The organism is Janibacter limosus NBRC 16128, assembly GCF_001570985.1.
GTDB lineage: Bacteria > Actinomycetota > Actinomycetes > Actinomycetales > Dermatophilaceae > Janibacter > Janibacter limosus.
The window spans coordinates 1-23,921 of record NZ_BCSS01000018.1; the positions used below are offsets into that span (position 1 = coordinate 1).

Annotated in this window: 20 protein-coding genes, 1 pseudogene and 1 riboswitch; of the genes and pseudogenes, 9 read left to right on the forward strand and 12 right to left on the reverse strand. The window is 68.5% G+C overall.

Annotation, left to right across the window (positions count from 1 at the left end):
- Positions 1-66: 66 nt before the first annotated feature.
- Genes JLI01S_RS08405 through JLI01S_RS08415 form a run of 3 tightly spaced genes read right to left on the reverse strand, consistent with a single transcriptional unit; the run spans position 67 to position 4,174 of the window.
- Entirely contained in the window at positions 67-954 is an 888-nt protein-coding gene (locus JLI01S_RS08405; RefSeq protein ID WP_157074878.1) for a glycosyltransferase family 2 protein, read from the reverse strand.
- A 2-nt stretch (positions 955-956) separates the two neighbouring features.
- Complete coding sequence (locus tag JLI01S_RS08410; protein ID WP_068263073.1) at positions 957-1,883, reverse strand: glycosyltransferase family 2 protein; 927 nt, start codon at positions 1,881-1,883, stop codon at positions 957-959.
- Positions 1,880-4,174 carry a protein kinase family protein gene (locus tag JLI01S_RS08415; protein WP_169797308.1) on the reverse strand — a complete coding sequence of 765 codons (2,295 nt, stop codon included), beginning with the start codon at positions 4,172-4,174 and terminating at the stop codon, positions 1,880-1,882. Before JLI01S_RS08415 ends, JLI01S_RS08410 begins: the two co-directional genes overlap by 4 nt.
- A gap of 245 nt (positions 4,175-4,419) precedes the next feature.
- Between JLI01S_RS08415 and JLI01S_RS08420 the strand changes: the two genes are divergently transcribed.
- Positions 4,420-6,180 (forward strand): ABC transporter ATP-binding protein, encoded by a 1,761-nt coding sequence (locus JLI01S_RS08420; protein ID WP_218005486.1) that lies wholly within the window; start codon positions 4,420-4,422, stop codon positions 6,178-6,180.
- 2 nt (positions 6,181-6,182) lie between these two features.
- Here the strand turns inward: JLI01S_RS08420 and JLI01S_RS08425 are convergent, their stop codons facing one another.
- On the reverse strand, positions 6,183-7,004 hold the full coding sequence (locus JLI01S_RS08425) for a glycosyltransferase family A protein (protein WP_084349312.1): 822 nt from the start codon (positions 7,002-7,004) through the stop codon (positions 6,183-6,185).
- 97 nt (positions 7,005-7,101) lie between these two features.
- Here JLI01S_RS08425 and JLI01S_RS08430 point away from each other — a divergent pair, with 97 nt between their 5' ends.
- Positions 7,102-7,956 (forward strand): hypothetical protein, encoded by an 855-nt coding sequence (locus JLI01S_RS08430; RefSeq protein ID WP_068263084.1) that lies wholly within the window; start codon positions 7,102-7,104, stop codon positions 7,954-7,956.
- A gap of 722 nt (positions 7,957-8,678) precedes the next feature.
- A pseudogene (locus JLI01S_RS17485) lies at positions 8,679-9,044 on the forward strand (O-antigen ligase family protein); the annotation flags it as partial.
- 306 nt (positions 9,045-9,350) lie between these two features.
- Here the strand turns inward: JLI01S_RS17485 and JLI01S_RS17490 are convergent.
- Entirely contained in the window at positions 9,351-10,205 is an 855-nt protein-coding gene (locus JLI01S_RS17490; protein WP_084349305.1) for a glycosyltransferase family 2 protein, read from the reverse strand.
- A gap of 74 nt (positions 10,206-10,279) precedes the next feature.
- Between JLI01S_RS17490 and purN the strand changes: the two genes are divergently transcribed.
- The 4 genes from purN to JLI01S_RS08455 all read left to right on the forward strand — a co-directional run bounded on the left by purN (position 10,280) and on the right by JLI01S_RS08455 (position 13,850).
- The gene (gene purN / locus JLI01S_RS08440; RefSeq protein ID WP_068263089.1) at positions 10,280-10,882 is read left to right on the forward strand and encodes a phosphoribosylglycinamide formyltransferase; all 603 of its coding nucleotides are present in this window, start codon (positions 10,280-10,282) and stop codon (positions 10,880-10,882) included.
- 33 nt (positions 10,883-10,915) lie between these two features.
- Positions 10,916-10,996: riboswitch (ZMP/ZTP riboswitch) on the forward strand.
- Positions 10,997-11,028: 32 nt separating this feature from the next.
- Entirely contained in the window at positions 11,029-12,630 is a 1,602-nt protein-coding gene (purH, locus tag JLI01S_RS08445; RefSeq protein ID WP_068263093.1) for a bifunctional phosphoribosylaminoimidazolecarboxamide formyltransferase/IMP cyclohydrolase, read from the forward strand.
- A gap of 27 nt (positions 12,631-12,657) precedes the next feature.
- The gene (locus JLI01S_RS08450) at positions 12,658-13,518 is read left to right on the forward strand and encodes a bifunctional methylenetetrahydrofolate dehydrogenase/methenyltetrahydrofolate cyclohydrolase (protein WP_068263096.1); all 861 of its coding nucleotides are present in this window, start codon (positions 12,658-12,660) and stop codon (positions 13,516-13,518) included.
- On the forward strand, positions 13,515-13,850 hold the full coding sequence (locus JLI01S_RS08455) for a DUF3017 domain-containing protein (protein ID WP_084349306.1): 336 nt from the start codon (positions 13,515-13,517) through the stop codon (positions 13,848-13,850). Before JLI01S_RS08450 ends, JLI01S_RS08455 begins: the two co-directional genes overlap by 4 nt.
- Positions 13,851-13,934: 84 nt before the next feature.
- On the opposite strand, the gene JLI01S_RS08460 is transcribed toward JLI01S_RS08455, so the two are convergent.
- The 7 genes from JLI01S_RS08460 to JLI01S_RS08490 all read right to left on the reverse strand — a co-directional run bounded on the left by JLI01S_RS08460 (position 13,935) and on the right by JLI01S_RS08490 (position 21,921).
- Positions 13,935-14,930 (reverse strand): malate dehydrogenase, encoded by a 996-nt coding sequence (locus JLI01S_RS08460; protein WP_068263106.1) that lies wholly within the window; start codon positions 14,928-14,930, stop codon positions 13,935-13,937.
- 89 nt (positions 14,931-15,019) lie between these two features.
- Positions 15,020-15,772 carry an anti-sigma factor gene (locus JLI01S_RS08465; protein ID WP_068263109.1) on the reverse strand — a complete coding sequence of 251 codons (753 nt, stop codon included), beginning with the start codon at positions 15,770-15,772 and terminating at the stop codon, positions 15,020-15,022.
- The gene (gene sigK / locus JLI01S_RS08470) at positions 15,769-16,395 is read right to left on the reverse strand and encodes an ECF RNA polymerase sigma factor SigK (protein WP_084349307.1); all 627 of its coding nucleotides are present in this window, start codon (positions 16,393-16,395) and stop codon (positions 15,769-15,771) included. The genes JLI01S_RS08465 and sigK overlap by 4 nt, the downstream gene beginning before the upstream one ends.
- A gap of 34 nt (positions 16,396-16,429) precedes the next feature.
- Entirely contained in the window at positions 16,430-17,092 is a 663-nt protein-coding gene (locus JLI01S_RS08475; RefSeq protein ID WP_068263119.1) for a fasciclin domain-containing protein, read from the reverse strand.
- A 72-nt stretch (positions 17,093-17,164) separates the two neighbouring features.
- The gene (locus tag JLI01S_RS08480) at positions 17,165-18,688 is read right to left on the reverse strand and encodes a molybdopterin-dependent oxidoreductase (RefSeq protein WP_068263121.1); all 1,524 of its coding nucleotides are present in this window, start codon (positions 18,686-18,688) and stop codon (positions 17,165-17,167) included.
- 109 nt (positions 18,689-18,797) lie between these two features.
- Complete coding sequence (gene aqpZ / locus JLI01S_RS08485) at positions 18,798-19,541, reverse strand: aquaporin Z (protein WP_068263129.1); 744 nt, start codon at positions 19,539-19,541, stop codon at positions 18,798-18,800.
- Positions 19,542-19,698: 157 nt separating this feature from the next.
- Complete coding sequence (locus JLI01S_RS08490; protein ID WP_068263140.1) at positions 19,699-21,921, reverse strand: NADP-dependent isocitrate dehydrogenase; 2,223 nt, start codon at positions 21,919-21,921, stop codon at positions 19,699-19,701.
- Positions 21,922-22,159: 238 nt separating this feature from the next.
- Here JLI01S_RS08490 and JLI01S_RS17125 point away from each other — a divergent pair, with 238 nt between their 5' ends.
- Both JLI01S_RS17125 and JLI01S_RS08500 read left to right on the forward strand, forming a co-directional pair.
- Complete coding sequence (locus JLI01S_RS17125; protein ID WP_068263142.1) at positions 22,160-22,402, forward strand: hypothetical protein; 243 nt, start codon at positions 22,160-22,162, stop codon at positions 22,400-22,402.
- A 2-nt stretch (positions 22,403-22,404) separates the two neighbouring features.
- A complete protein-coding gene (locus JLI01S_RS08500) occupies positions 22,405-23,868 on the forward strand; it encodes a sugar transferase (protein ID WP_068263146.1) in 1,464 nt (487 codons plus the stop codon).
- The last annotated feature ends 53 nt before the right edge of the window (positions 23,869-23,921 follow it).

Consider the following 23,921-nt stretch of genomic DNA (forward strand, 5'->3'; position numbering starts at 1 on the left):
CCCCGTAGAGGGGCGTCGACGTCGACGTGACGTGAGTGTGACGGCCTGAGGCCGCGCCCTCGCCTGTCAGCGCCGAGTCAGACGCCGGAGGTGGACACCGACGCGGAGGGCCCGTACGTAGCTGAAGGCGGCTGCGTAACGCACCTTGTTGAGGACGCCGGTGGGCGCAGGACGCGACCCTCCCCAGACGTGCACCCACACGGATAGCCCGCCCTTGGCTTCTCGGTAGGCGCGGTCGGCCAGAGCCCGACGACCGAGGTGCCCGGTGCGGTCGGCGATGCCATTGGCCACACGCACTGACTTGCGCCCGAGCTCGATCCAGCTGCTGCGGGCCGGGTGGCCGACCACGACCTGCGGTGCGTAGACCAACCGGCCACCACCGGCGACCAGCCGCGTACCCCAGTCGGTGTCGCCCCCGGACTTCAGCTGCGGGTTGAACATTCCGACGCGGTCGAAGACCTTCCGCGTGACGAAGACATTGGCCGTCGCCGCGAAGGACCATTCCTCGATGTACTTGCGCTGCTGGAACTCGTGACGGATCTCGAAATGGTCCGGACCGGTTCGGGGGTTGGGCCCGTGGGGGAAGAACAGCTCGATGGCCCCACCGATGGCATCGGGCGGAGGCTGCGAGCTCAGCGCCTCGACACCACGTCGCAGCCAGTCCGGCCGGGGAACGCAGTCGCTGTCGGTGAATGCGAGGACCTCGCCCGTCGCCGCCCGGACACCCGTGTTGCGGGCAGCGTACGAGCCTGGGCGACTTTCGTGGAGCAGGTGGAAGCGCAGATCCGAAGGCACTGCTGGGGACACGTCATGGGTAGAGGCGTTGTCCACCACGAAGATCTGGACGAGCTCGGCCGGGTAGTCCTGCTGAGCCAGAGCTGACAAACACCGCTGAAGCGCCGGCACGTCGTTGTAGACGGGAATGATCACACTCACGGTGGGTTTGGTGCTCATGCTCACCAGCCCTTCCGCCACTCGCGACGTCGGTGCCACGTGTCCTGCCAGTGTGCAGGTGCGTGCGCCCTTCGGCCGCCAAGAGGTCGGAAGCCGGCACCGACAGACCGCAGTCCCGTCCCCGCGACGAGCAGCCACCCAGCGAGGATGCCGACGGGACGAGGGTAGTTGCGCAGGTATGTGGTCGCCCGCCCGCGCATGACGAGGGTCAGGCGATTCGAGCCGGCGGAGGACGAACCCACGTCGTGGGTGTAGACCGCCTCCCGAGTGACCATAGGGGTCCACCCCGCTCGGCGCGCCCGCAGGCAGAAGTCCACGTCTTCGCCGTAGAGGAAGTACGTACGGTCGAAGCCATCGAGTTCGTCCCAGACCTCACGTCGCACGAGCATCATCCCGCCGCTGACGATGGGCACCACGAGCGCGACGCCATCCCAGTCATGGCCTGACTCCGGGTCGAAGACGCGGGAACCGGGAAACACGCTGGAAGCGCAGGTCGCGAAGCACACGGCCGACCACAGCGTGGGTCGCCCCATCCAGGACTGGTGGTCGGAGTCGCCTGTCGGCGACAGCGCTCGGCCCCCGACGATCCCGGCCTCCGGATGGGTATCGGCGGTCCGCATCAGGGCTGCGATGGCGTCGGGTGCCACCACGGCATCCGGATTGAGGAAGAGCAGTCTGTTGGCCGTAGAGGCTGAGGCACCCGCGTGGCACCCGGCAGCGAAGCCGTCATTGACGTCGCGCAGCACGAGGGTCAGGCGGTCTGACAGTCCCGCCACCGCTTTTGTGATGTCGTCGTCCGAGTTGTTGTCCACGAGCAGGATGCGGGCGCCGGGGAACTGCTCGATCGCCTCAGCGACGGGTTCCAAACAGGCGCGGATGTAATCGGCACTGCGGTAGGCGACGATGACGACGTCGAGGGGCGCATTCATGGCGAGAACCTTGCCCGCTGACGCGCCCATTGCCGATAGGCGGCACCAGCGTGAGCTCGACCGGACGAGAACCTTCCGCGTCCCTGCCGCAGGCAGGAGCGAGCGAACGAGGCGAGCGCGCCGCTGAGGCGGACGGCGCGGAAGATGCTGCGGTGCAGGTGCTGGCGCCAGACCGGGTCGTACAGCAGGGACTGGCGGGACAGCCCGGTGAAAGGTTCCCAACGACTCTCGTAGGACAGCTCGCCGTAGGGCAGATCTCCGTCGAAGTCCTTGGGTGGGCCGGTGAAGCTGTAGATCTCGTCGAGGGGGGGCGCCTCGCCGGGGTAACGGTGGCTGAACTCGAAGTCGACGAGCCGGAGTTGGCCACCCGGGGCAAGAAGGAAGTTTTGTGGCTTGGCATCGATGAGGTCGAATCCCTGCGCGTGGACCTGACGAAGAACCTCCACCATCGACCGAGCCACTGAGAGGGGCACGAGTCGACCGCTCGGACGATCAGGCAGCCCAGCGAGGTCATTGGTGAAGAACTCGGTCTCGAACCAGTTGGGCCCCGTTCGCAGCAGCTCAGGGACAGCGCTGACTCGGGACGCGAGCGCGCGCATCGTCTCGACCTCGCGGGCCATGTGTCGTTGGCCGTGGGGCGCGAAGGTCTTGCGCACGACCGGATGACCGTCGCTGCCCTCGACCACCTCCACCTTGGCCCGGCGGCCGCGGCTGAGGACCGCCAGCACAGGAACAGTCGTCCGGTAGTCGTCCCGCCGTGACCGGACCGCTCCGCGGATCGCTTCCACCTCGTCGGGCAGGCTGGTCTTGAGGTACTCCCAGGTCTCGAACTCGTCGTCGGAGGAGTGCACGGGATTGAACGCGTGCTCGGTCCCGAACCTGGACTCGACGAGCTCACGCATGAGGACCTTGGCGTGGAGGACGTCACCGTTGGTGAGGCGCGGGTAGCGAGCCAACAGCTCTCGGTTGGGTGGGCGGGGACCGTAGTGTGCGGCGACCACGACCATGACCGGGTCGCCACCGCTGACCGGGAAGGGGCCACGACCCCAGTTACCACCACGGACGAGTTCGGTCGTCCGACTACCCGCTTGTCCGGACAACTCGCGCACCAGAAGGATCTCGAACTCGAGGGACTCGATAACTCTTACCGTCTCCTCACGGCCCAGAGCCGATAGGGCGCGTTCGCGGATGAAGAAGATGGTCGGCTCCGGCAGCTCGGGAGGTGCCTCGTCGTTCTGAGGAAAGAACCGGTGCTGTACCCACGCGTTGGCATCGGTGAGCCGGCGCAGTGTGTCCAGAGGCGGTCGCCACCCCTGTGCGGTCAACTCCTCGTCGACTCCCTCCAAGGACGTGGGCCACGAGCGGCCGAGTGAGTGAGCCACCCGTGTCAGGACCTGCGCGTAGTCGTGGTCTGGTCTCTTCTCGGGTTCCACGAGGTCCGATGCCAGACCTGACGCCGCCCCCTTGTGGTAGACCGCGTGGTAAGCCAACGAATGAAGGTGGTCTTCGGGGGAGGGGACGCGGGCGCCGCTGCGGTGCTCTTCCGCCCGGGCCAGCATCTGGGCCGCGAGGTGGGGTGGGTAGTAGGCCATCCCCAAGAAGTCGGCGCCCTCCAGCCCACTCTCGCTGTACACGTCGACCGGGATCGTGCCCGGCTCTTCGGCCAGGATCTCGTGCAGCCGCGTCAGGTCTCGATCGGCCACGAGAATGTCGAGGTCCTCGCCGGAATCGAGATGGGGGAGATCGTCGAACCACCGCAGGACGACGTAGTCGAGCCCGTCCTGCTCCAGGCGTCGGATCAGGCCTGAGACCCCGACCGTCTCCGACAGGTAGTGCCGCGGTCGCGGTCGCGGTCGCTTCAGGCTGGACGTCTTGAAGACCTCGAACCGTTGTGGCCCGCAGGTGGTCGTACCCAGATGGTCGATCCGGCCCGTCAGACGGGAGATGGCGAGCGCCCCATGGATCTGCAACCACGCTGTCGCAGAGGCCCTTTCGAGGACAATGTGGTGCGTATGGGTGAGGTCCCGGATGGCCCAGACAGCTCGGATGGCGGGCGCACGAAGCACCAGCAGATCTGTGTCATTGCGAAAGATCTGGTCGGGGCTGATCATCGGGTGGAAGCGACCTTGCAGGTGGTCGGGCACGCGGTCGAGCACGTCCTGATCGCTGGCGAGCACCAGGCCGAGGTAGTGATGGGCGCCCACCCGCGCGAAGGCGTCGGCAACCCCCGCATCACGAGCCCCCACGTCCAAGACCCGCGACGTCGGCTTTGCGAGCCCCTCCAGTGTCACGGGACCGACCATACTGGGCAGAGGCTCCGGAGTGGGGCTACGGAGGTAGGCGCTCCCGTGGCGGGGCTTGTCAGCAGCCGGGTGAAGTAGCGGGGAGGGCTACGCTCGGCTCATCGGGGGTCTCACTTCCGCATACCGGGTTAGAGGGGTTCACCTTGAGGAGTACCGCGGCCGGCACGTCGGCGCCAGTCACAGGGAGCGTCGCGACTGAGCCAGCCCGTCGCGAGAACAACCCATTGGCCGCTGTGCGTGACGCCCGGCAGGCATGGGGCGAGCTGTCCCCCTTCCTGCGGGGTTCGCGGCTGTCGTTGGTCGCCTTGGTGGTGGTCGCTGTGCTGGCTGGTCTGGCAGAAGCCGGGTTGCTCGCACTGATCGCCACGGTCGCGGCAGCGTTGTCGACTGCCGAGACGGTTGTGACCACCGGCATGGGACCGATCGGGATGACTGCGGGAGTGGCGACCACTTTGGCGGTGGGCGCGGCACTGGCTGTGGCGCGGGCGGGTCTCCAGCTGCTGCTCGCCTATGTCCCCGCGCGACTGGGCGCCTTTGCGACCGCGGACCTGCGGCGTTGGCTCTTCGATGCCTTCACCAAGGCCGCCTGGCCAGTGAAGGCATCCGAACGGGATGGGCACTTCCAGTCATTGATGAACGCCCACATCACCTCCACGAGCCAAGCGATCGTCAACGTCGGTACCGGGCTGGCGGCCCTGGTCACCTTCTTCACCATGCTGGTCTCCGCTTTCGTGCTCAACTTGCCCGCAGCGCTTGTGCTCAGCGCAAGCTCTGTCGTGCTCTTCGTGGTGTTGCGCCCGCTCGCGCGTCGGCTCCGGGGCGCCGCGAAGTCGCTGAGCACGGAGAACATCGAGTACTCAAAGAGGGTGCAAGAGGTCGTCCTCCTGGCCGAGGAGACCGAAGTCTTCGGAGCATCTGACGCCTACCGCCGCGAGGTGTACTCGAAGATCGACAACGTGCGCCGGCCGTTGCTGCGGACTCGATTCCTGGCGGCTGCGGTGCCGGCGATCTTCCAGAGCATTGCCCTGCTGCTGCTGATCCTGGCGTTGTTCGCGGTGTCACTGACCGCTAGTGGCGAGATCGCGACCCTGGGCGCGGTCGTCCTGATCCTGTTCAGAACCCTCACCTACGCGCAGCAGGTCCAGGCGGCCGTGACGAGCCTGGACGAACGCATCCCCTTCATGCAACGTCTCGCTGAGGCGCTGCACCAGTACGAGGACCATCCGCAGCAGGAGGGCGAGCACGACCTGCCGCCCTTGAAGACCATCGGATTTCGCGATGTGGGGTTCGCCTACCGTTCTGACCGACCGGCCCTGACCGACATGAGCTTCACGGTCGAGCGAGGCGAGGCCATCGGGGTCGCTGGCCCTTCCGGGGCGGGAAAGTCGACCGTCGTCCAGCTCTTGCTGCGTCTACGTGAGCCAGACAGCGGCCGGGTGGAGGTGAACGGCATCGACGTTCGGGATTACCGGAGGCAGGAGTGGCGCGATCGCGTGGCCTATGTACCCCAGACCCCGCAGCTGGTGTGGGGCACGGTCGCGGACAACATCCGATTTTTTCGCCCAGACCTCACGGCCGAGGACATCGAGGGGGCGGCGCGTCGAGCCAACATCCATGACGAGATCCTCTCGTGGCCACAGGGCTACGAGACGGTGGTCGGCCAGCGCGCCTCCGCCGTGTCAGGCGGGCAACGACAACGTCTGTGTCTGGCCCGGGCCCTCGCGGGACATCCAGAGGTACTCATCCTCGACGAGGCGACGAGTGCCTTGGACGTGAAGTCCGAGACCTTGGTCAACGACTCGCTCCAGCAGCTCAGGGGCCGGACGACACTCTTCCTCGTCAGCCACCGGCCCTCGGCATTGTCGATGTGTGACCGCGTCATGGTGATCGTTGACGGACAGGTGCAGCATCTCGCTGCCCCGGGCGTGCTCTCCTCCACCAGCGACTTCTATCAAGAGGCCACGCAGTTGGCTGGCGGCACGGGGCCGGACTGATGTCACCACGACCCTCGACCGCGCAGCATTCGTTGGGCACGTTTGGTGAGATTGCGCTTCTTGAGACGCCATCCGGAGTATTCGCGAAGGTCCAGTGTGGCCGCCTGGACTGCCACGGCCGACTCGTGCTCTTGTGCGGCCCAGTCGGCGATCGTGGTGATCCCCAGCGCTTGAGCTGTCAGGGGCATCCTCCGCAGGAAGGCCTCATCGTCGGGAAAGAGCGTCTCCGGCGAGCGTGGGTCGTCCATGTTTTCTTCACGGAGGAAGGGGTAGACCCAGCCGTTGACCGCCCCGATGCGCGCCAGGTCGATGCAGTACTGGCTGAAGGACTGACCTTCTCGGATCCCGCCCTGCCGCTCGACGAGCGCCCGTGGCAGCAGATAGCTGCTGCCCTGCACCCAGTGGTTGCGCAGGAGGCTCACACCTCCGGCGAACTGTTGGATCTTGCGCTCGGCCAGCTCGAGGACGAAGTCCTCGTCGCGGAATCGCCAGCAGCCGACTGCCCCGAAATCAGGGTTGTTCTCGTGCGCGACTCGCAGCTGTTGGATCCACCCGGATTGGGGCAGGCAGTCGTCGTCGACCTTGGAGACGAAGTCAGCGCTGCTCTCCTGCCACAACCAGTTGGTAGGGGGTCGCAGCCGGACGTTTTCACGACTATGGTGAAACTTGCTGACACGGGGGTCATTGGCATATGAGCGCACCACATCGAGGGTCTCTTCGTCATCACCGTTATGCCAGAGCCACACGCGAGTGGATTCGTCGCAGGTGGCGAGCAGGTGGGGGAGCGACCTTCTGACGTGATCCGGGCTGTTGTACGTAATCATCAGGACATCGACGGTCGCCGGCACTTCGCACCTAACCTTCCTCGAAAGGGACCGAGACCCTTCTGCGGTCCGTGGCTACAAGGAGCATCGCACCAATATGGACCTGTTCACGATCGCGGGAGCGTGCTTTCGCCGGTGGTACCTCACCCTGCCACTCCTGCTGCTGGTCGGTCTCTTCTCGTACCGCGCCTACGCCAACGTCGAACCGCTCTACACGTCATCCCGTTCGGTCGTGGTCCTGCCCAACCTCAAGCAGGGCGCCTCTCTGGACGGGGATGCAGGGAAGGGAGTCGATGATGAGTCCAACCCCTACTCCGGGCAGGGTGGCTCGCGCTTCGCTGTTGCCGTGCTAACTCGCAACATCAACAGCACTGCCTTTGCTGAGCGGACCGGGCTCAAGGACCGTGTGGACAGCAGCTTCGTGGCCACTGCCTCCAAGGACCAGCCGATGATCAACATCGACGCGACGGCTCCCAGTGAGCAGGGTGTCCACGACTTGCTGGACGTCGTGGCTGGAGAGGCGGCCGTCGTCCTCGACGAGTTCCAGGCTGATGCGGGCGCGCCCGCGGACACTCGTTACCGGATCACGCCTGCCGTTCCCGCCGGGCCGGTCGAGGATGCCACGCCCAGCCGTCTGAGGGCCGCTGGCGCCATCGGAGTCCTGGGGGGTGGTTTGGTTGCCGCGCTCGTCGTCGGTCTGGACGCAGTGCTGACTCGACGTCGTCGACGCCGGGATGGTCCGACCGTGGCGCCTGTTCGTGGTGAGCGAGAAGGCCGTGAGCAACGTCAGGGGCGTGAAGCCGACGTGGCCGGTGACCCCGGCGACCGGACGAGTGGTGATCCCACGAGTGACACCGCCAGCACGGATGCCGGGGTGGGCCCCTACGGCGAGGCACCCGGGGCTGAGTCGCCGAGCGATCTGCACCCAGCGTCGGCCTCTGCCCACGACTGAGGAAGCCGGTGTACACCGATTCGATGGCGGCGCGCCATGGACGCAGTACCGGAGGTCGGGCGCCCGGCCCTTGGTCGGCACTTCTCGCGCTTCCCGTCGTCGCACTGGTCGTCCCGGCGTCACTGGTCATCAGCGGACCGTTGCGGTCCAACGGGTGGCCGGCTCGTCTTCTGATCTTCTGGATCGCGGCGATGATCGTGCTGGGCTGGATCGCTCGGTGGGCCGGGAGGAGGGAGGCGCCCGGGGGGAGAGCCGGAACGCCTCCCGTCGAAGTCGGAGCCTGGTTGTTGATCTTCGGTCTGTGCACCTCGCTGGCGGCTGCGACGATGCGGAATCTCGCTGAGGTAGAAGCCGCGGGGATGCTGCGCTTCGCGCTCACCTTGATCCCGTTGGTCATCCTGACCATCGGCGTGTCCACGTTGGCGGACAGTCGCCACTGTGACCTGTTGCTAGCGGGCATCCTGCTGGGCGCGGGTATCGGTGCAGCCATCGCCATCGTCCAGTTCGTTGTCCCCTTCGACTGGGGCCAGGTGCTCCAGATCCCCCCGTTGCACACAGATGACACATCCGGCACGGGCTCGAGGGGCGGATTTGCCCGGATCCGGGGCGCGACCGACCACCCGATCGAGCTCGGCGTGATCTGTGGCGCCGCTGTCCCCCTGGGCCTGCACTTCGTGCGGTTCGCGCCGACGCAGCGGCTGCGAGCCGTGGCGGCGGTCTTGATGACCCTGCTCGTCCTGAGCATCCCGATGGCTGTGTCGAGATCCGGGATCCTCGTCGTGATGCTCGCTCTCGCCGTCTATGCCGCGGTGCTCGACGGCCGCCAGCGCCTCACCGCACTCGTGCTGGCGATCGCTGGGATGGCCATCTTCAGAGCGGCCGTGCCGGGACTGTTGGGGACGGTGGTGTCAACTTTCACGGGAGCTTCCACCGACGACAGCATCACCGGACGCACCGAGGACTACGCGGTGATCAACGAGCTGTGGACCCAGCAACCGTTGCTGGGGTATGGGCTGGGCACTTTCCGGCCGGAGACGTACTTCTTCTTGGACAACCAGTACCTGATGTCCTTGGTCGAAGGGGGGCTGACGCTGCTGGCGACCACCATCGTGTTCTTCGTGCTGGGGGTGGCGAGTGCTCGGGGGGCAGCGCGCCGTGCCGCGAGCCCGGCGGAGGCGTCGCGGGGCCAGGCGGTCGCGGCTTCGTTGGTGGCGATCGCTGCCTCGGGTCTCTTCTTCGACCTCTTCAGCTTCGCCCAGGTCACCGTCGTGACTTTTGTGCTGGCCGGTGTCGCGGGCGGCGTGTGGCGGCACGGAGTGCGCCACGGGATGCCCTTGCCCAGCCCGGCGCAGCGGTTCGCCGCCGCGCGCTCGGGCGAGCGCCCTGCTCCGGGTTCAGGTACGGCTGCTCTCGTCCCGCAACCAGCTGGTGAAGTCACCATGGCGCACAGCTCGCCGCGCACGATAGGAGGACAGCACGGCCACCCCCACGAAGACCGGCATCTTCAGCGCCAGGGAAGGACGCCTGCGCACGACGCCGATCAACGTGGCCGGACGCGTCCGGGCTGAGGCTGAGCGCCACCGACCGGCGTCCGCCTGAGCGTTGCCGGTTCTGACTCTGACCCGACGGCGGAGGAGTGCTGGGAGGGTACGTGCGGGGTAGACGACGACGCTCGCGGTCTCGACCACTCTGCGCTCCTCGGGGGAGAAGAGCTCAGAGAGCAGGAGGTCGTCAGCCATGGCCTCGGCGGCCCCCTCGAACCGCCGGTGCCCTTCCTCTGACAACGCGATGACGCCGCGGCCGAACAGGCCCTCGCGTGCCTGCGGCAGCTCTTGCCAGACGTCGTAGTACCACCGAGCCAGTCGAGACACGCCGTCGAGCGCGTAGTGCCGGGACGGGCCGCAAGCGTGCACGGTCCCACTGCGCAGCGCGTCGACGAGTCCCAGCACGGACTCTGCATCGATCTCGACGTCTGCGTCCACATACACGCGCGGAAACACGGTGGCCACGGCGCTGCCGCCGCGCATGGCGAGGAGCTTCGAGGACTCTGGGATCTCGATCACCTGCACGTGCGGGAAGGCTGCGGCTCGTGCCGCCGTGGCGTCTGTGCAGCCATTGGGGACGACGATCACCTCGAGACCTTGCTCGCCTGCCGCCGTGGTCAGGCCCTGCAGGAGCCGACCGATCGAACGTTCCTCGTCGTGGGCCGGCACGATGACGGAGGCGATGGGTCTGGCAGTGTCCGACATAGGGCCATCCTCTCAATGTTCGCCGGCGGGAAGTGGCCAATGGCTCACGTTCGTGCGCGGCCTAGACTCCCTTCGTGCTCCCCCTCCGTATCGTTGTCCTCGTCTCCGGCTCGGGGACCCTCCTGCAGTCACTGCTCGATGCAGCAGCCGCCGGGACGCTGCCCGTGCAGATCGTCGCCGTCGGCACCGACCGTGCCGACTGCACAGGTCTCGCCCGGGCGCTGGCGGCCGGCGTGCCGACCTTCGTCGAGCCGGTGGCCGATCACCCCGATCGGGATGCGTGGGACGCGGCCCTGGCCGCGACGATCAGCGAGCACACCCCAGACCTCGTCGTCACGGCCGGCTTCATGCGGATCCTCGGCCCGCAGGCTCTGGCCGCGGGCACCTTCCTCAACACCCACCCTGCTCTGCTCCCGGCTTTCCCCGGCGCGCACGGCGTGCGTGATGCCCTCGCGTACGGGGTGCGCGTCACCGGATCGACCGCCCACCTCGTCGACGCCGGCGTCGACACCGGCCCGATCATCGAGCAGCGGACCGTCACGATCACCGACGACGACACCGAGGAGACGCTCCACGAGCGGATCAAGGCCGTCGAGCGGGAGATGCTGGTCGACGTCGTCACGGCCATGGCCACCGGTGGCTGGCGCGTCGAGGGACGCCGGGTCATCGTGGGCTGACCGGTTCGCCGCTCGTCCCGTCCGGCCGTAGACTCGAGACCACACGACTGGCGAAGGTGGATCACCACCGGGGAGTGACGACGTCGAGGTGCATCGCCCGCCTGGGTGCACCCATCCCGCACCGCAGCGACCCTCCAGGAGTACTCGTGTCAGATCGCCGTCCCGTCCGCCGTGCCCTCGTCTCCGTCTACGACAAGACCGGGCTCGAGGACCTCGTCCGCGGTCTGGCCGAGGCGGGCGTCGAGCTCGTGTCCACCGGTGGCTCCGCCGCCACGATCGCCGGTCTGGGCCTGCCGGTGACCAAGGTCGAGGACCTGACCGGGTTCCCCGAGTGCCTCGACGGACGGGTCAAGACCCTGCACCCGCGCGTCCACGCGGGCATCCTCGCCGACACCCGCCTGCCCGACCACGTGCGCCAGCTCGAGGAGCTGGAGGTCGCCCCCTTCGACCTCGTCCTGGTCAACCTCTACCCCTTCGCCGACACGGTCGCTTCCGGGGCCGGGGTGCAGGACTGCATCGAAAAGATCGACATCGGCGGTCCGACCATGGTCCGCGCTGCGGCCAAGAACCACGCGTCGGTCGCGATCGTCACGGACCCGACGAGCTACGGCGAGGTCCTCGAGGCCGTGCGCGGCGGCGGCTTCTCGCTCGAGCAGCGCCAGCGCCTCGCGGCCGAGGCCTTCGCCCACACCGCTCGTTATGACGTCGCGGTCGCGGACTGGATGGCCGGGACGGTCGCCGACACGGGTGACGGCACCGGCTTCGACGCGCAGATCGGCGGCACCTGGACGCGTCAGCAGACCTTGCGCTACGGCGAGAACCCCCACCAGCGCGCCGCCCTGTACGTCTCCGACACGCAGTCGGGCCTCGCCCAGGCCGAGCAGCTGCACGGCAAGGAGATGTCGTACAACAACTACGTCGACGCCGACGCTGCCCTGCGTGCCGCCCACGACCACGGCGACCAGCCGACCGTCGCGATCATCAAGCACGCCAACCCGTGCGGCATCGCGGTGGGGGAGAGCATCGAGGTCGCCTACGAGCGCGCCCACGCCTGTGACCCCGTCTCCGCCTACGGCGGCATCGTCGCGACCAACCGCCCCGTGACCGCGGCCATGGCGACTGCCCTCAACGACACCTTCTCCGAGGTGATCGTCGCCCCGGACTTCGACGCCGATGCGTTGGAGATCCTCAAGGAGAAGAAGAACCGCCGCCTGCTCAAGGTGGCGACCCCGACCCCCGGTGGTGTCGAGGTGCGACCGATCTCCGGTGGTGTCCTCGTCCAGGAGCGCGACGCGATCGACGGCGTCGTCGAGGCCAAGGGGGACGACAAGCCGACGCAGGGTCATGGCGACGACCCGAGCGCTTGGGTGCTCGTCACGGGTGAGGGCGCCGACGAGGCGACCCTCGCGGACCTCGCCTTCGCCTGGCGCGCGGTGCGCGCCACCAAGTCCAACGCGATCCTCCTGGCCAAGGGCCAAGGCTCCGTCGGTATCGGCATGGGCCAGGTCAACCGCGTCGACTCCTGCCACCTGGCCGTGAGCCGCGCCGGCGAGGAGCGGGCGAAGGGGGCCGCCGCTGCATCCGACGCCTTCTTCCCCTTCGCCGATGGCCTGCAGGTGCTGCTCGACGCCGGGGTCACGGCCGTGGTCGCCCCGGGCGGCTCCGTCCGCGACGACGAGGTCGTCGCAGCCGCGCAGGCGGCAGGCATCACCATGTACTTCACCGGCACCCGCCACTTCGCCCACTGACGAGCCACCCAGACCGGAAGGACACACGTGACTGCACAGATCCTCGATGGCAAGGCCGCGCTGGCCTCGATCAAGGCCGAGCTGACGGTGCGGGTTGCCGCGCTCAAGGAGCGGGGGGTCACCCCTGGCCTCGGCACGGTGCTGGTGGGTGACGACCCCGGGAGCCGGTGGTACGTCGGTGCCAAGCACAAGGACTGCGCCGAGATCGGCATCACGAGCATCCGTCGTGACCTGCCGGCCAGTTCCAGCCTCGACGAGGTGCTCGAGGTCGTGCGCGAGCTCAACGAGGACCCGGCGTGCACGGGGTTCCTCGTCCAGCAGCCGACCGGGTTGGACGAAAACAGGGTCCTCTCTGCGGTGGACCCGCTCAAGGACGTCGACGGGCTGCACCCGACCAACCTCGGGTGGCTCGTCCTCGGTGAGCCGGCCCCCCTGCCGTGCACCCCGATGGGGTGCATCGAGCTGCTGCGGCGCCACGATGTGCCGATCGCGGGTGCGCACGTGGTGATCGTCGGCCGCGGGATCACCGTGGGTCGGCCACTCAGCCTGATCCTCACCCGGCGCAGCGAAAACGCCACGACGGTCTCGTGCCACACAGGCACTCGTGACCTGGCGGCGGAGGTCCGACAGGCTGACATCGTCGTCGCCGCAGCCGGCGTGCCGGGGATCATCACCAAGGACATGGTCAAGCCCGGCGCTGCCGTGCTCGACGTGGGCGTGAGTCGGATCGTGGCCGAGGACGGGAAGTCCAAGGTTGCAGGTGATGTCGCCGCGGACGTGGCAGACGTCGCGGGCTGGGTCAGCCCCAACCCCGGTGGTGTCGGTCCGATGACGCGGGCGATGCTGCTGAGCAATGTCGTCGAGGCGGCGGAGCGCAGCCTGGCATGAGCGAGCCGGGAGCCGGAGATGAGGGTGCAGGGGATGAGGGCGCCCCTGTGCAGGTACGCCCTGCCCTCGACTCCCGGCCACTGGCTGCGTGGTGGGTCATCTTTGCCGGGCTCGTCGTCGGACTGCTTTTCGTCCTGACCGACCACATGCTGCGTGCGACCGTCAGCGTGGGTGCTGCACTGCTGCTCGCGTCCGTGCTGAGGGTGGCCCTGCCCGGGTCCACGGCCGGGGGGATCGCCGTGCGTGGCCCGCTCGTGGATGTCGTGATGCTCGGCGTCCTGGGCGTGGCGGTTCTGGTCTCGGGATTCACCTTGGACCTCGCTGCCCGCTGAGCTCCTAGCGAGGGATCACGACAGCACGCAGGAGGGGCCCCGCACCACTGGTGCGGGGCCCCTCCTCGTCGAGCTCTAGAGGGGTCAGCCCTTGATGAGGCCGAGCTTGGTCACGGCCTCACGCTCCTCGGTGAGCTCGGCGACGGACGCGTCGATCTTTGCACGCGAGAAATCGTCGATCTCGAGGCCCTGGACGATCTCCCAGGCCCCGTCCTTGACGGTGACGGGGAACGAGGAGATGAGTCCCTCGGGGACACCGTAGGAGCCGTCGGAGCAGACCGACATCGACACCCAGTCACCCTCGGGGGTGCCCAGGGCCCAGTCGCGAGCGTGGTCGACGGTCGCTGACGCCGCGGAGGCGGCCGAAGAGGCGCCTCGCGCCTCGATGATCGCTGCGCCACGCTTGGCGACGGTCGGGATGAAGGTGCTCTCCAGCCAGTCCTGGTCGCCCACGGTCTCGGCGGCGTTCTTGCCGGAGACCTCTGCGTGGAAGAGGTCCGGGTACTGGGTGGCCGAGTGGTTGCCCCAGATCGTCATCTTCTTGATCTCGGTCACCGGCACGCCCAGCTTGGCGGACAGCTGGCTGATCGCCCGGTTGTGGTCCAGACGGGTCAGGGCGCTGAAACGCTCGTTGGGGATGTCGGGCGCATTGTTCATCGCGATGAGTGCGTTGGTGTTGGCCGGGTTGCCGGTGATCGTGATGTGCACGTCGTCGGCCGCGACCTTGTTGAGCGCAGCGCCCTGCGGGGCGAAGATGCCGCCGTTGGCCTCCAGGAGGTCACCGCGCTCCATGCCCGGGCCGCGCGGGCGGGCGCCCACGAGAAGGGCGTGGTTGACGCCGTCGAAGACCTTTTCGGCGTCATCGCCGATCTCGACACCGGCGAGCGTCGGGAAGGCGCAGTCGTCGAGCTCCATGACGACGCCCTCGAGGGCCTTCAGGGCCGGGGTGATCTCCAGCAGGCGCAGCTCGACGGGGGTGTCGGGACCGAAGAGGGACCCACTGGCGATGCGGAAGAGAAGGCTGTAGCCGATCTGGCCGGCGGCGCCGGTGACGGCGACCTTGACGGGAGTGGTGCTCACGAGAAGTCGTACCCCTTAGTGCGGTGATTGGGCAGCAGATACGGGGACGACCTTACTCCGCGGCCGGGACCCGATGTCATCGACGTCCGTCACCCGAGCTCGATGAGAGCGACCGGCGTGGTGGTCGGCTGCGGTGAGCCGGCTGCAGGCTCCTTGGTCAGGCCGACGCCCGCTGCGTCGTCGACGTCGCCCTCGAGGAGCATCTCGCCGTCAGTGGTGGTCATCATCCCAGCCGGGACCATGGAGCCTGAGGGGTCCTGGAGCCAGGCCTGGTACGCGTTGCCGCTCCCGGGGTCGGCCAGACCCTCGACACGCAGCACCGCCTTGCCCAGCTGGTCGGACCGCACGACGCTGACCGTGCCGCCACCGGGCGTGGTGGTCTGCCAGCTCTGGGCATCGGAGGCAGCCAGGACCTCGTCCGTGGCGCTCGTGGTGACCTGCTCCACGACCTGCCAGGTGACGCCACCTCCGACGACGAGTGCGGCTGCCGCGGCCAGTGCGGCCCACTGCCGACTCACCCGGCGACGCAGGGGGACGACAGTGGTCTCAGAGGGAGCCTCGGTGCCGGTCTCGGCGAGGACAGGCTCCGAGGAGACGGGCTCCTCGACGACCGGGGGGTCCTGGCGGGTGGTGCGGATCGCAGCCATGATGTCGGCGCGCAGTGCTGGGGGAGGGGCGAAGGCGACCGTCTCGGCAAGCAGCGGAGGGACCGCGCGGAGCGAGTCGACCTCGTCGCGGCAGGTCTCGCATCGGCCAAGGTGCACCTCGAAGTCGGCACGTTCCTGATCGCTCAGGGCGTCGAGGGCGTAGGCCCCGGAGAGGCTGTGCAGGTCCTCGCTCATGGTGTCACTCCCAACTGGTCCCTCAGACGGATGAGCCCGTCGCGGATGCGTGTCTTGGCGGTGCCGAGCGGCAGGTCCAGCAGGCTCGCCACCTCGGTGTGCGTGTAGCCGCCCAGGTAGGCCAGGCTCACGGCCTCGCGCTGGACCTGGGTCAGGCCGTCGAGCGCGGAGCGCACTCTGCGCGCCTCGATCCGGGCTGTGGCCAGCTCGGCCGTGGTGTCGAAGGCGACATCACGGCTACGTGCGTGCCAGCTGTCATCCCGGACCGTGGCCGACTGGCTGGAGCGGACCCGATCGACCGCCCTGCGGTGGGCCAGCGTCAGCAACCAGCCGATCGCCGATCCCTTGTGCGGGTCGAAGCGGCTGGCCCCGCGCCAGACCTCGAGGTAGACCTCTTGGGTGACCTCCTCCGACTGGGACGGGCTGCGCAGGACCCGCAGGACCAAGCCGTGCACCCTTGGGGCGGTCTCGTCGTAGAGGGCGGCGAAGGCATCCTCGTCCCCCTTCGCCACCTGACGAAGACGATCTGCGAGGAGCTCCCCGGCCCCCCGAGCAGGGTGCCGGTCGACCACTGGGTGGTCCTGCGGAGGATCCTGTTCGGGGGGAGGAGGCACGAGGTACATGATGCCTTCTCAGGTCACCGTGTGGTCGGTCAGGTCACTTGGCCGTCGGCATGAGGACCGAGTCGATGATGTAGACGGTCGCGTTGGCAGTCTGGACGTTGCCGCAGACCACGGACGCCTCGCCGACGGTGAAGTCCTCGCCGGAGCCCTCGACGGTGACCTTGTCACCGGCGAGCGTCTCGTGGGTGCCGGCCAGGTCCTCGGGGGCCAGGCGACCCTCGACGACGTGGTGGGTCAGCACCGTCGTCAGCATGCCCTTGGGGTCAGCCATGGCCGAGTCCATCGTCTTCTTGTCCATGGCCGCGAAGGCGTCGTTCGTGGGCGCGAAGACGGTGATGTCCTTGGCCGAGTTGAGCGTCGAGCCCAGGTCGGCCTTGGTGACGGCGGTGACGAGCGTCTTGAGCGCCGGGTTGTTGCTTGCGGCGGTGGCGACCGGGTCGGTCGCCATGCCGTCGAAGGAACCCTTGCCGCTCTCGGGGACCGATGCGCAGCCGTCGCCGAAGGGGGCTGCTGCCTCAGCGGTCGATCCGGTGGAGCTCGAGCCGTCCGAGCCCATCGACTCCGAGCTGGAGGCGGCGCTCGAGGAGCTGCCGGAACCGGAGCTCGAGTCCATGTCCGAACCGCAGGCGGAAAGGGCGAAGGGGAGGGTGACCGCGGCGAGGGCGGCGGCGGTGCGGGTGGTGGTCATGCGGAACATGTCTGCCTCCAAGGGCGTCGTGAGAGGGGCTGTGCGACAAGGGGTTCGGAGCCGTAGCCCACCCGGATTGGATCAGTCGGTCACCGTCACGGCGGAGGTGTGCCAGCCCGTCGCGCCGGACGGGAACGGAGGGGCGGTCTCCTTGGTCTGGAGCTCGCCGTCACCGTCGGTGGCTCGGACCGTGAAGTCGTGCCGACCCGGGGTCGCGTCCCACGGCAGGAACCACTGGCGCCAGCAGTCGACGTCGGCCTCGGCTCCGAGGGTGGCCCGCTGCCACGGTCCGTCGTCGACACGGACCTCGACCTTGCTGATGCCGCGACGCTGCGCCCAGGCGACGCCGCCGATGAAGGTGCGTCCGGGAGCGATGCGGCGCAAGGCTCGTGGCGTGTCGATGCGGGCCTGGGTCTGCACCCGGCCGTCGATGGCCCACTCACGGTCCGTCCAGTAGGCGCTCGCCGCGTCGTAGCGGGTGACCGTCATACGCGTCAGCCACTTGGTCGCGCCGACGAAGCCGTACAGGCCGGGCGTCACCAAGCGCGCCGGGAAGCCGTGCTCGCGAGGAAGCGGCTCGCCGTTCATGCCGACGGCCACGAGGGCGTCGCGATCGTCGAGCAGGGCCGACAGCGGCGTGGAGATGGTCATGCCCTCCGTCGAGGTCGAGAGCACCTGGAGGTCGGGGTTCTTGGGGTCGGTGTCGAGTCCTGCGCGGGCGAAGAGCTCGCGAGTGGGGACCCCGAGCCACCGGGCCGATCCGATGTAGGCGCCGCCCACCTCGTTGGACACGCAGTTGAGCGTGATGTCGCGCTCGACCATCGGCAGCCCGAGCAGCTCGTCGATGCTGAGCGAAAATCCTTGTGGGACATCACCGTCGATCGTCAGCGTCCAGTCCGAGGGGTCCACGTTGGGGGCCAGGAGAGCGGTGTCGATCCGGTAGAACTCCGTGTTGGGCGTGATGAAGGGGGAGATGCCCTCCTTGCCCAGGGAGACCCCCTTCGCCAGGGGAGGCAGGGGCTCGGCCGGCGTCGGGAGGGTGAGCGTCGCGGGCTTGGTGCGGGAGATCAGGCCCTGGCCCGCCCCGCCGAGTGCCAGAGCGGCCGCGCCCGTGCCGCCCAGGGCGAACAACCTGCGCCGGGTGGGCTGGTCGGGTCGGCTGTGGGCGCTCTCGGACGGGACCACGCGGGAGATGAGCCAGTCCAGTGCCAGGACCCCCACGACTGCCGCGACGAGCGCCGGCAGCCAGGCTAGGGAGCCGGCGCTCGGCCGGAGCACGGCCGCTGCACCGGCGAGCGCGGTGAGGAGGATCAGCAGCCCGGTGGACAGAAGTCGTGAGCGCAGCCGGACGACTCCGGCGATGGCGGCGAGCAGCAGGCTGACCACGGCGACGGACCCGATGAGGATGGGCTTGTCCGCGGTCCCGAAGGTCCCGACGGCCCACTCCTTGACCGGGGTCGGCGTCGCGTCGATGACCTGGCTCCCGATGGCCAGGACCGGCGACGACGGCGGCGAGACCACGGCAGCGACGAGGTGCGCAGCCGCCGTGCCGAGGGTTGCCGCCAGGATTCCGCAGGCGGCGGCGGGTGCGATGCGAGAGTTCATGACAAGGGTTCGGAGCGGAGCGCCGGTCGGGATGGGATCGGGCCCGGAGGCACGCAGAGGGCGCACCGGCGTGCCGCCGGTGCGCCCTCTGCGTCCATGTGGATCAGCCTCAGTCGCCGTCGATGTCGATGTCGGCGCGGTTGACGCCGGTGATGACAGCGTAGGTCGCGCCGGCGATGGCGGCACCCACGATCGGGGCCAGCCAGAAGGCCCACAGCTGGCCGGCAGCGCCGTCCTGGAAGAACGCGACGGCCGTGGAGCGGGCCGGGTTGACCGAGGTGTTGCTGATCGGGATCGAGATGAGGTGGATCAGCGTCAGGCTCAGACCGATCGCGATCGGGGCGAAGCCGACCGGTGCTCGCTCGTCGGTGGCGCCGAGGATCACGTAGAGGAAGAACCCGGTCAGGATCGCCTCGGCGATGAGCACGGCGGCCAGCGAGTAGCCACCTGGGGAGTGGATGCCGTAGCCATTGGCCGCGAAGCCGGCGCTCGCGTCGAAGCCCTCCTTGCCGCTGGCGATCACGAAGAGCGCGCCACCGGCGACGAGACCCGCGACGACCTGCGTGACGACGTAGGCCGGCACGTCCTTCCACTCGAAGCGCCGGCCGGTGGCCAGGCCGATGGTGACGGCGGGGTTGAAGTGGCCGCCGGAGACGTGACCGACGGCGTAGGCCATCGTGAGCACGGTCAGGCCGAAGGCGAGGGCGACCCCGACGAAGCCGATGCCGAGACCGGTGTCCTTGCCGTCGACGAGGTGCTGCGCGGCGAAGATCGCCGACCCGCAGCCGCCGAAGACGAGCCAGAAGGTGCCGAGGAACTCGGCGCCGAGTCGGTGGACCAGGGAGTGGTGCATTCAGGCTCCTGTCGTGGTGATGGTCGCCCCGATCGTCGATCCGGGCACGGCGAGCATCCTAGGCAGCGGGTGGACCACCCGCAGGACGAAGGGAGGGCCCCGGCGGTTGCCGGGGCCCTCCCTGGGTCGTGCTCACCCCGGCGAGCGGGGTGAGCGGTCAGAGCGCGTCGATGATGGCGTTGAGCGTGCTGCTCGGACGCATCGCGGCCTCGACCTTGTCGGCGTCCGGCTTGTAGTAGCCGCCGAGGTCCACCGCGGACCCCTGGGCGCCGATGAGCTCGTCGTTGATCTTCGCCTCGTTGTCCGCGAGCTGCTGGGCGACTGCGGTGAAGCGCTCCTTGAGCTCGGCGTCGACGTCCTGGGCGGCCAGGGCCTGGGCCCAGTACAGCGCCAGGTAGAAGTGGCTGCCGCGGTTGTCGATCTGCCCGATCTTGCGGGCGGGCGACTTGTTTTCCTCGAGGAAGGTCGCGATTGCCGTGTCGAGCGTGTCGGCAAGCACCTGTGCCTTGGGGTTGTCGAAGTTCGTCGCGAGGTGCTCCAAGGAGGCGCCCAGCGCGGAGAACTCACCGAGGGAGTCCCACCGCAGGTAGTCCTCCTTGATGAACTGCTGGACGTGCTTCGGGGCCGAGCCGCCGGCTCCGGTCTCGAAGAGGCCGCCACCCGCGAGCAGGGGCACGATCGAGAGCATCTTGGCGCTCGTCCCGAGCTCGAGGATCGGGAAGAGGTCGGTGAGGTAGTCGCGCAGGACATTGCCGGTCACCGAGATGGCGTCCTTGCCGGCGCGGATCTGCTCGAGGCAGTAGGTCACTGCCTCCACCGGCGGGAGGATCTTGATGTCGAGGCCGTCGGTGTCGTGCTGCTGGAGGTACTCGCCCACCTTGGCGATGATCTGCGCGTCGTGGGCGCGCTGCTCGTCGAGGTAGAACACGGCCGGGGAGCCGGTCGCGCGGGCCCGGGTGACGGCCAGCTTGACCCAGTCCTGGACGGGGATGTCCTTGACCCGGCTCATCCGCCAGATGTCGCCCTCCTCGACGGTCTGGTCCAGAAGCAGGGCCTCACCCGAGGAGTTGGTGACCGTGACGGTCCCGGCCTGCGGGATCTCGAAGGTCGTGGGGTGCGAGCCGTACTCCTCCGCCTTCTGCGCCATGAGACCGACATTGGGCACGGTGCCGATGGTGGCCGGGTCGAGGGCGCCGTTGCGCTTGTGCTCGTCGAAGACGGCCGCGTACATCGGGCCGTAGGAGCGGTCCGGGATCATCGCGAGGGTCTCCTGCTGGCCACCCTCCGCGTCCCACATCTGACCCGAGTCGCGGATGACGACCGGCATCGAGGCGTCGATGATGACATCGCTCGGCACGTGGAGGTTGGTGATGCCCTTGTCCGAGTCGACCATGGCCAGCGCCGGGCGCTCGGCGGACAACGCGTCGATGTCGGCGCGGATCTCGTCGCGCTTCGCGGCGGGCAGCTTCTCGATCTGCGTGTAGAGCGACGCGAGGCCGTAGCGCAGGTCGACACCGGCCTCGGCGAGGGCCTCGGCGTGCTTGTCCACGACGTCACCCAGCCAGCTGGCGACCCCGTGGCCGAAGAGGATCGGGTCGGACACCTTCATCATCGTGGCCTTGAGGTGCAGCGAGAGCAGCAGGCCCTCGGCGCGGGCGGCCTCGATCTGCTCGGCGTAGAAGGCGCGCAGCGCCTTCGCCGACATGAAGGTGGCGTCGACGATCTCACCCTTGGTGACCGGGACGGAGTCCTTGAGGACCACCTCGGTGCCGTCGGTGGCGGTGAGGGTGATCGCCAGGGTGTCGTCGGCGGGGACGACGACGGACTTCTCGTTGCCGTAGAAGTCGCCCTCGGTCATGGAGGCGACGCGGGCCTTGTTGTCCGCGGTCCACGGGCCGAGGCGGTGCGGGTGCTTCTTGGTGAAGTTCTTCACGGCCAGGGGGGCGCGACGGTCGGAGTTGCCCTCGCGCAGAACCGGGTTGACGGCAGAGCCGAGGACATTGGCGTAGGCCGCGGCGACCTGCTTGTCCTCGTCGGTGGAGGGGGAGTCCGGGTAGTCCGGCAGGTCGTAGCCCTGGCTCTGCAGCTCGGCGATTGCCGCCTTGAGCTGCGGCACGGAGGCGGAGACGTTGGGCAGCTTGATGATGTTGGCCTCGGGCGTCCCGGCAAGCTCGCCGAGCGCGGCGAGGTTGTCGGGGACGCGCTGCTCGTCGGTGAGGCGGTCGGGGAACTGGGCGAGGATGCGGCCGGCGAGCGAGATGTCGCTGGTCTCGAGCTCCACCCCGGTGCCTGAGGTGAAGGCCTGGACGATCGGCAGCAGGGAGTAGGTCGCCAGCGCGGGCGCCTCGTCGATCTTGGTCCAGATGATCTTCGCGGTCATGTGTGTCCCTCCGAGGGGTGTGGGGTGGGTCTCCCCGTGATTCTCCCACGGGCCCGAAGGGAGGGCCCCCCGGCTCCAGACTGGCCCCCAACGGGGTTCAGGTTGCCAGTGGTTCTCCGGTAAGGGTCTAGTCAAGAAGAGTAAGCAGTTGGTAAGGTCCCGTACGGGATCATGGCCGGGGAGGTTCATGAGTCCGAGTCCGAGCGACTGGCGCTCTGGACTGCTGGGAGGGGCTTCGGTGCAGATCGAGAGCATGATGTTCGTGGGCTGGGCAGCGATGCCCGTCGTGGCGTATGTGGTGGGCCGGATGGCCATCCGACGATCCAAGCGGCGCACCGCCGAGCGTCCCCAGATGGATGCCACCACCCGTGTGAGCGAGTTGCGCCGTCGTCGTGCGGAGGCAGGCGCCACCCGGGGGAGGATGGCCGAGGCGATCCGGCTGGCCCAGGGCCCGGTCGGACCTCCACTGCGCAGGGGTTGACCGTGGTCGGGCTCCCGCGACCCGTCGACGACGTCGGGACGGGGCGTGCTGCCCTCCGCCCCTTCCAGAGCACTCTCGCGCTCATCGACCTGCTCGTCGTCGTCTGGGCGACCTTCGGGGCGCAGCTGCTGCGCTTCGGCGTCGACGGACGCATGGACGTGGCGCTGAGTGCCGACAGCTTCGCGCTGAGCTACACGGTCTTCAGTCTGGTGCTGGCCACCGTGTGGTGGCTCGCGCTGCGGCTCCACGGGGTCTATGACGTTCACATTCTCGGGCACGGCGCGAACGAGTACCGCCTCATCATGGGGGCCACCCTGCGTGTTTTCGCAGCAGTCGCCATGTTGGCGTTCGCCCTCCAGGTCGCGGTGGCGCGTGGGTACATCCTCCTTGCCCTCCCGGCGGGCCTGATCGGTCTCTGGGGGGCCCGTCGGGTGGCACGGACCTGGCTCGGGTCGCGACGGGTGGATGGTGACATGAGCCATGACGTGCTCGTCGCCGGCGATCCCTTCGCCGTACAGCAGTTGATCGAGACCTTTGCCGCTGTCCCAGCCGCCGGCTACCGCGTCGTCGGGGTGTGCACGACGATCGACGGGCACGGGCTCGCAGGAGTCCCGGTCCTCGGTTCCGAGCGCGATGTGGGCTGCGTCGCCATCGACCTCGGTGTCGACGTCGTCGCCTGTGCCGATGTCCACTCGCTGGGGGCCGGTGGCCTGCGTCGGCTCGGGTGGGCCCTCGAGTGCAGCGGGATCGAGCTCGTCGTTTCGCCCGGCCTGACCGAGATCGCCGGGCCCCGGGTGCTCACGCGACCCGTTGCGGGGCTCCCCCTGCTCCATGTGGAGGCACCCAGCTTCTCCGGACCTCGTCTGGTGCTGAAGTCGACGATCGACTGGTGCGGAGCGTTGGCGCTCGTCGTCCTCTTCTCTCCGGTGCTGCTCGCTGTCGCAGTCCTCATCAAGCTCGGGGACGGGGGGCCGGTCTTTTTCCGGCAGGAGCGGGTGGGTAGGGACGGTGAGGTCTTCAGGATGACGAAGTTCCGTTCGATGGTCGTCGACGCCGAGGCCCGTCTGGCGTCGCTGCAGCAGGAGCGAGACGACGACGTCGACCGTGGGGTGCTCTTCAAGCTGCAGCACGATCCGCGGATCACTCCTCTGGGTCGCTTCATTCGGCGGTACTCGATCGATGAGCTCCCCCAGTTGCTCGACGTGCTCCGGGGACAAATGAGCCTCGTCGGTCCCCGTCCGCCCCTGCCCTCAGAGGTCTCCAGGTACGAGGAGGACGTGCGACGACGGCTGCTCGTCAAGCCCGGCATGACCGGACTGTGGCAGGTCAACGGTCGGAGTGACCTGTCATGGGACGAGTCGGTACGGTTCGACCTCTACTACGTGGAGAACTGGTCGGTGACCCAGGATCTCATCATCCTCTGGCGGACCCTGTCAGCCGTGGTGGGCAAGGACGGAGCGTACTGAGGGCCCCCTCGGACGAGATCGCGTCGTGACCCGAGGGAGTCGCTGCCGCCAAG

Bases quoted from the DNA above. Each gene is read 5' to 3' on its own strand.
- JLI01S_RS08405 (WP_157074878.1), bottom strand. From the start codon at position 954: ATGAGCACCAAACCCACCGTGAGTGTGATCATTCCCGTCTACAACGAC.
- JLI01S_RS08410 (WP_068263073.1), bottom strand. From the start codon at position 1,883: ATGAATGCGCCCCTCGACGTCGTCATCGTCGCCTACCGCAGTGCCGAT.
- JLI01S_RS08425 (WP_084349312.1), bottom strand. From the start codon at position 7,004: ATGATTACGTACAACAGCCCGGATCACGTCAGAAGGTCGCTCCCCCAC.
- JLI01S_RS08430 (WP_068263084.1), top strand. From the start codon at position 7,102: ATGGACCTGTTCACGATCGCGGGAGCGTGCTTTCGCCGGTGGTACCTC.
- JLI01S_RS17490 (WP_084349305.1), bottom strand. From the start codon at position 10,205: ATGTCGGACACTGCCAGACCCATCGCCTCCGTCATCGTGCCGGCCCAC.
- JLI01S_RS08455 (WP_084349306.1), top strand. From the start codon at position 13,515: ATGAGCGAGCCGGGAGCCGGAGATGAGGGTGCAGGGGATGAGGGCGCC.
- JLI01S_RS08465 (WP_068263109.1), bottom strand. From the start codon at position 15,772: ATGAGCGAGGACCTGCACAGCCTCTCCGGGGCCTACGCCCTCGACGCC.
- sigK (WP_084349307.1), bottom strand. From the start codon at position 16,395: ATGTACCTCGTGCCTCCTCCCCCCGAACAGGATCCTCCGCAGGACCAC.
- JLI01S_RS08475 (WP_068263119.1), bottom strand. From the start codon at position 17,092: ATGTTCCGCATGACCACCACCCGCACCGCCGCCGCCCTCGCCGCGGTC.
- JLI01S_RS08480 (WP_068263121.1), bottom strand. From the start codon at position 18,688: ATGAACTCTCGCATCGCACCCGCCGCCGCCTGCGGAATCCTGGCGGCA.
- aqpZ (WP_068263129.1), bottom strand. From the start codon at position 19,541: ATGCACCACTCCCTGGTCCACCGACTCGGCGCCGAGTTCCTCGGCACC.
- JLI01S_RS08490 (WP_068263140.1), bottom strand. From the start codon at position 21,921: ATGACCGCGAAGATCATCTGGACCAAGATCGACGAGGCGCCCGCGCTG.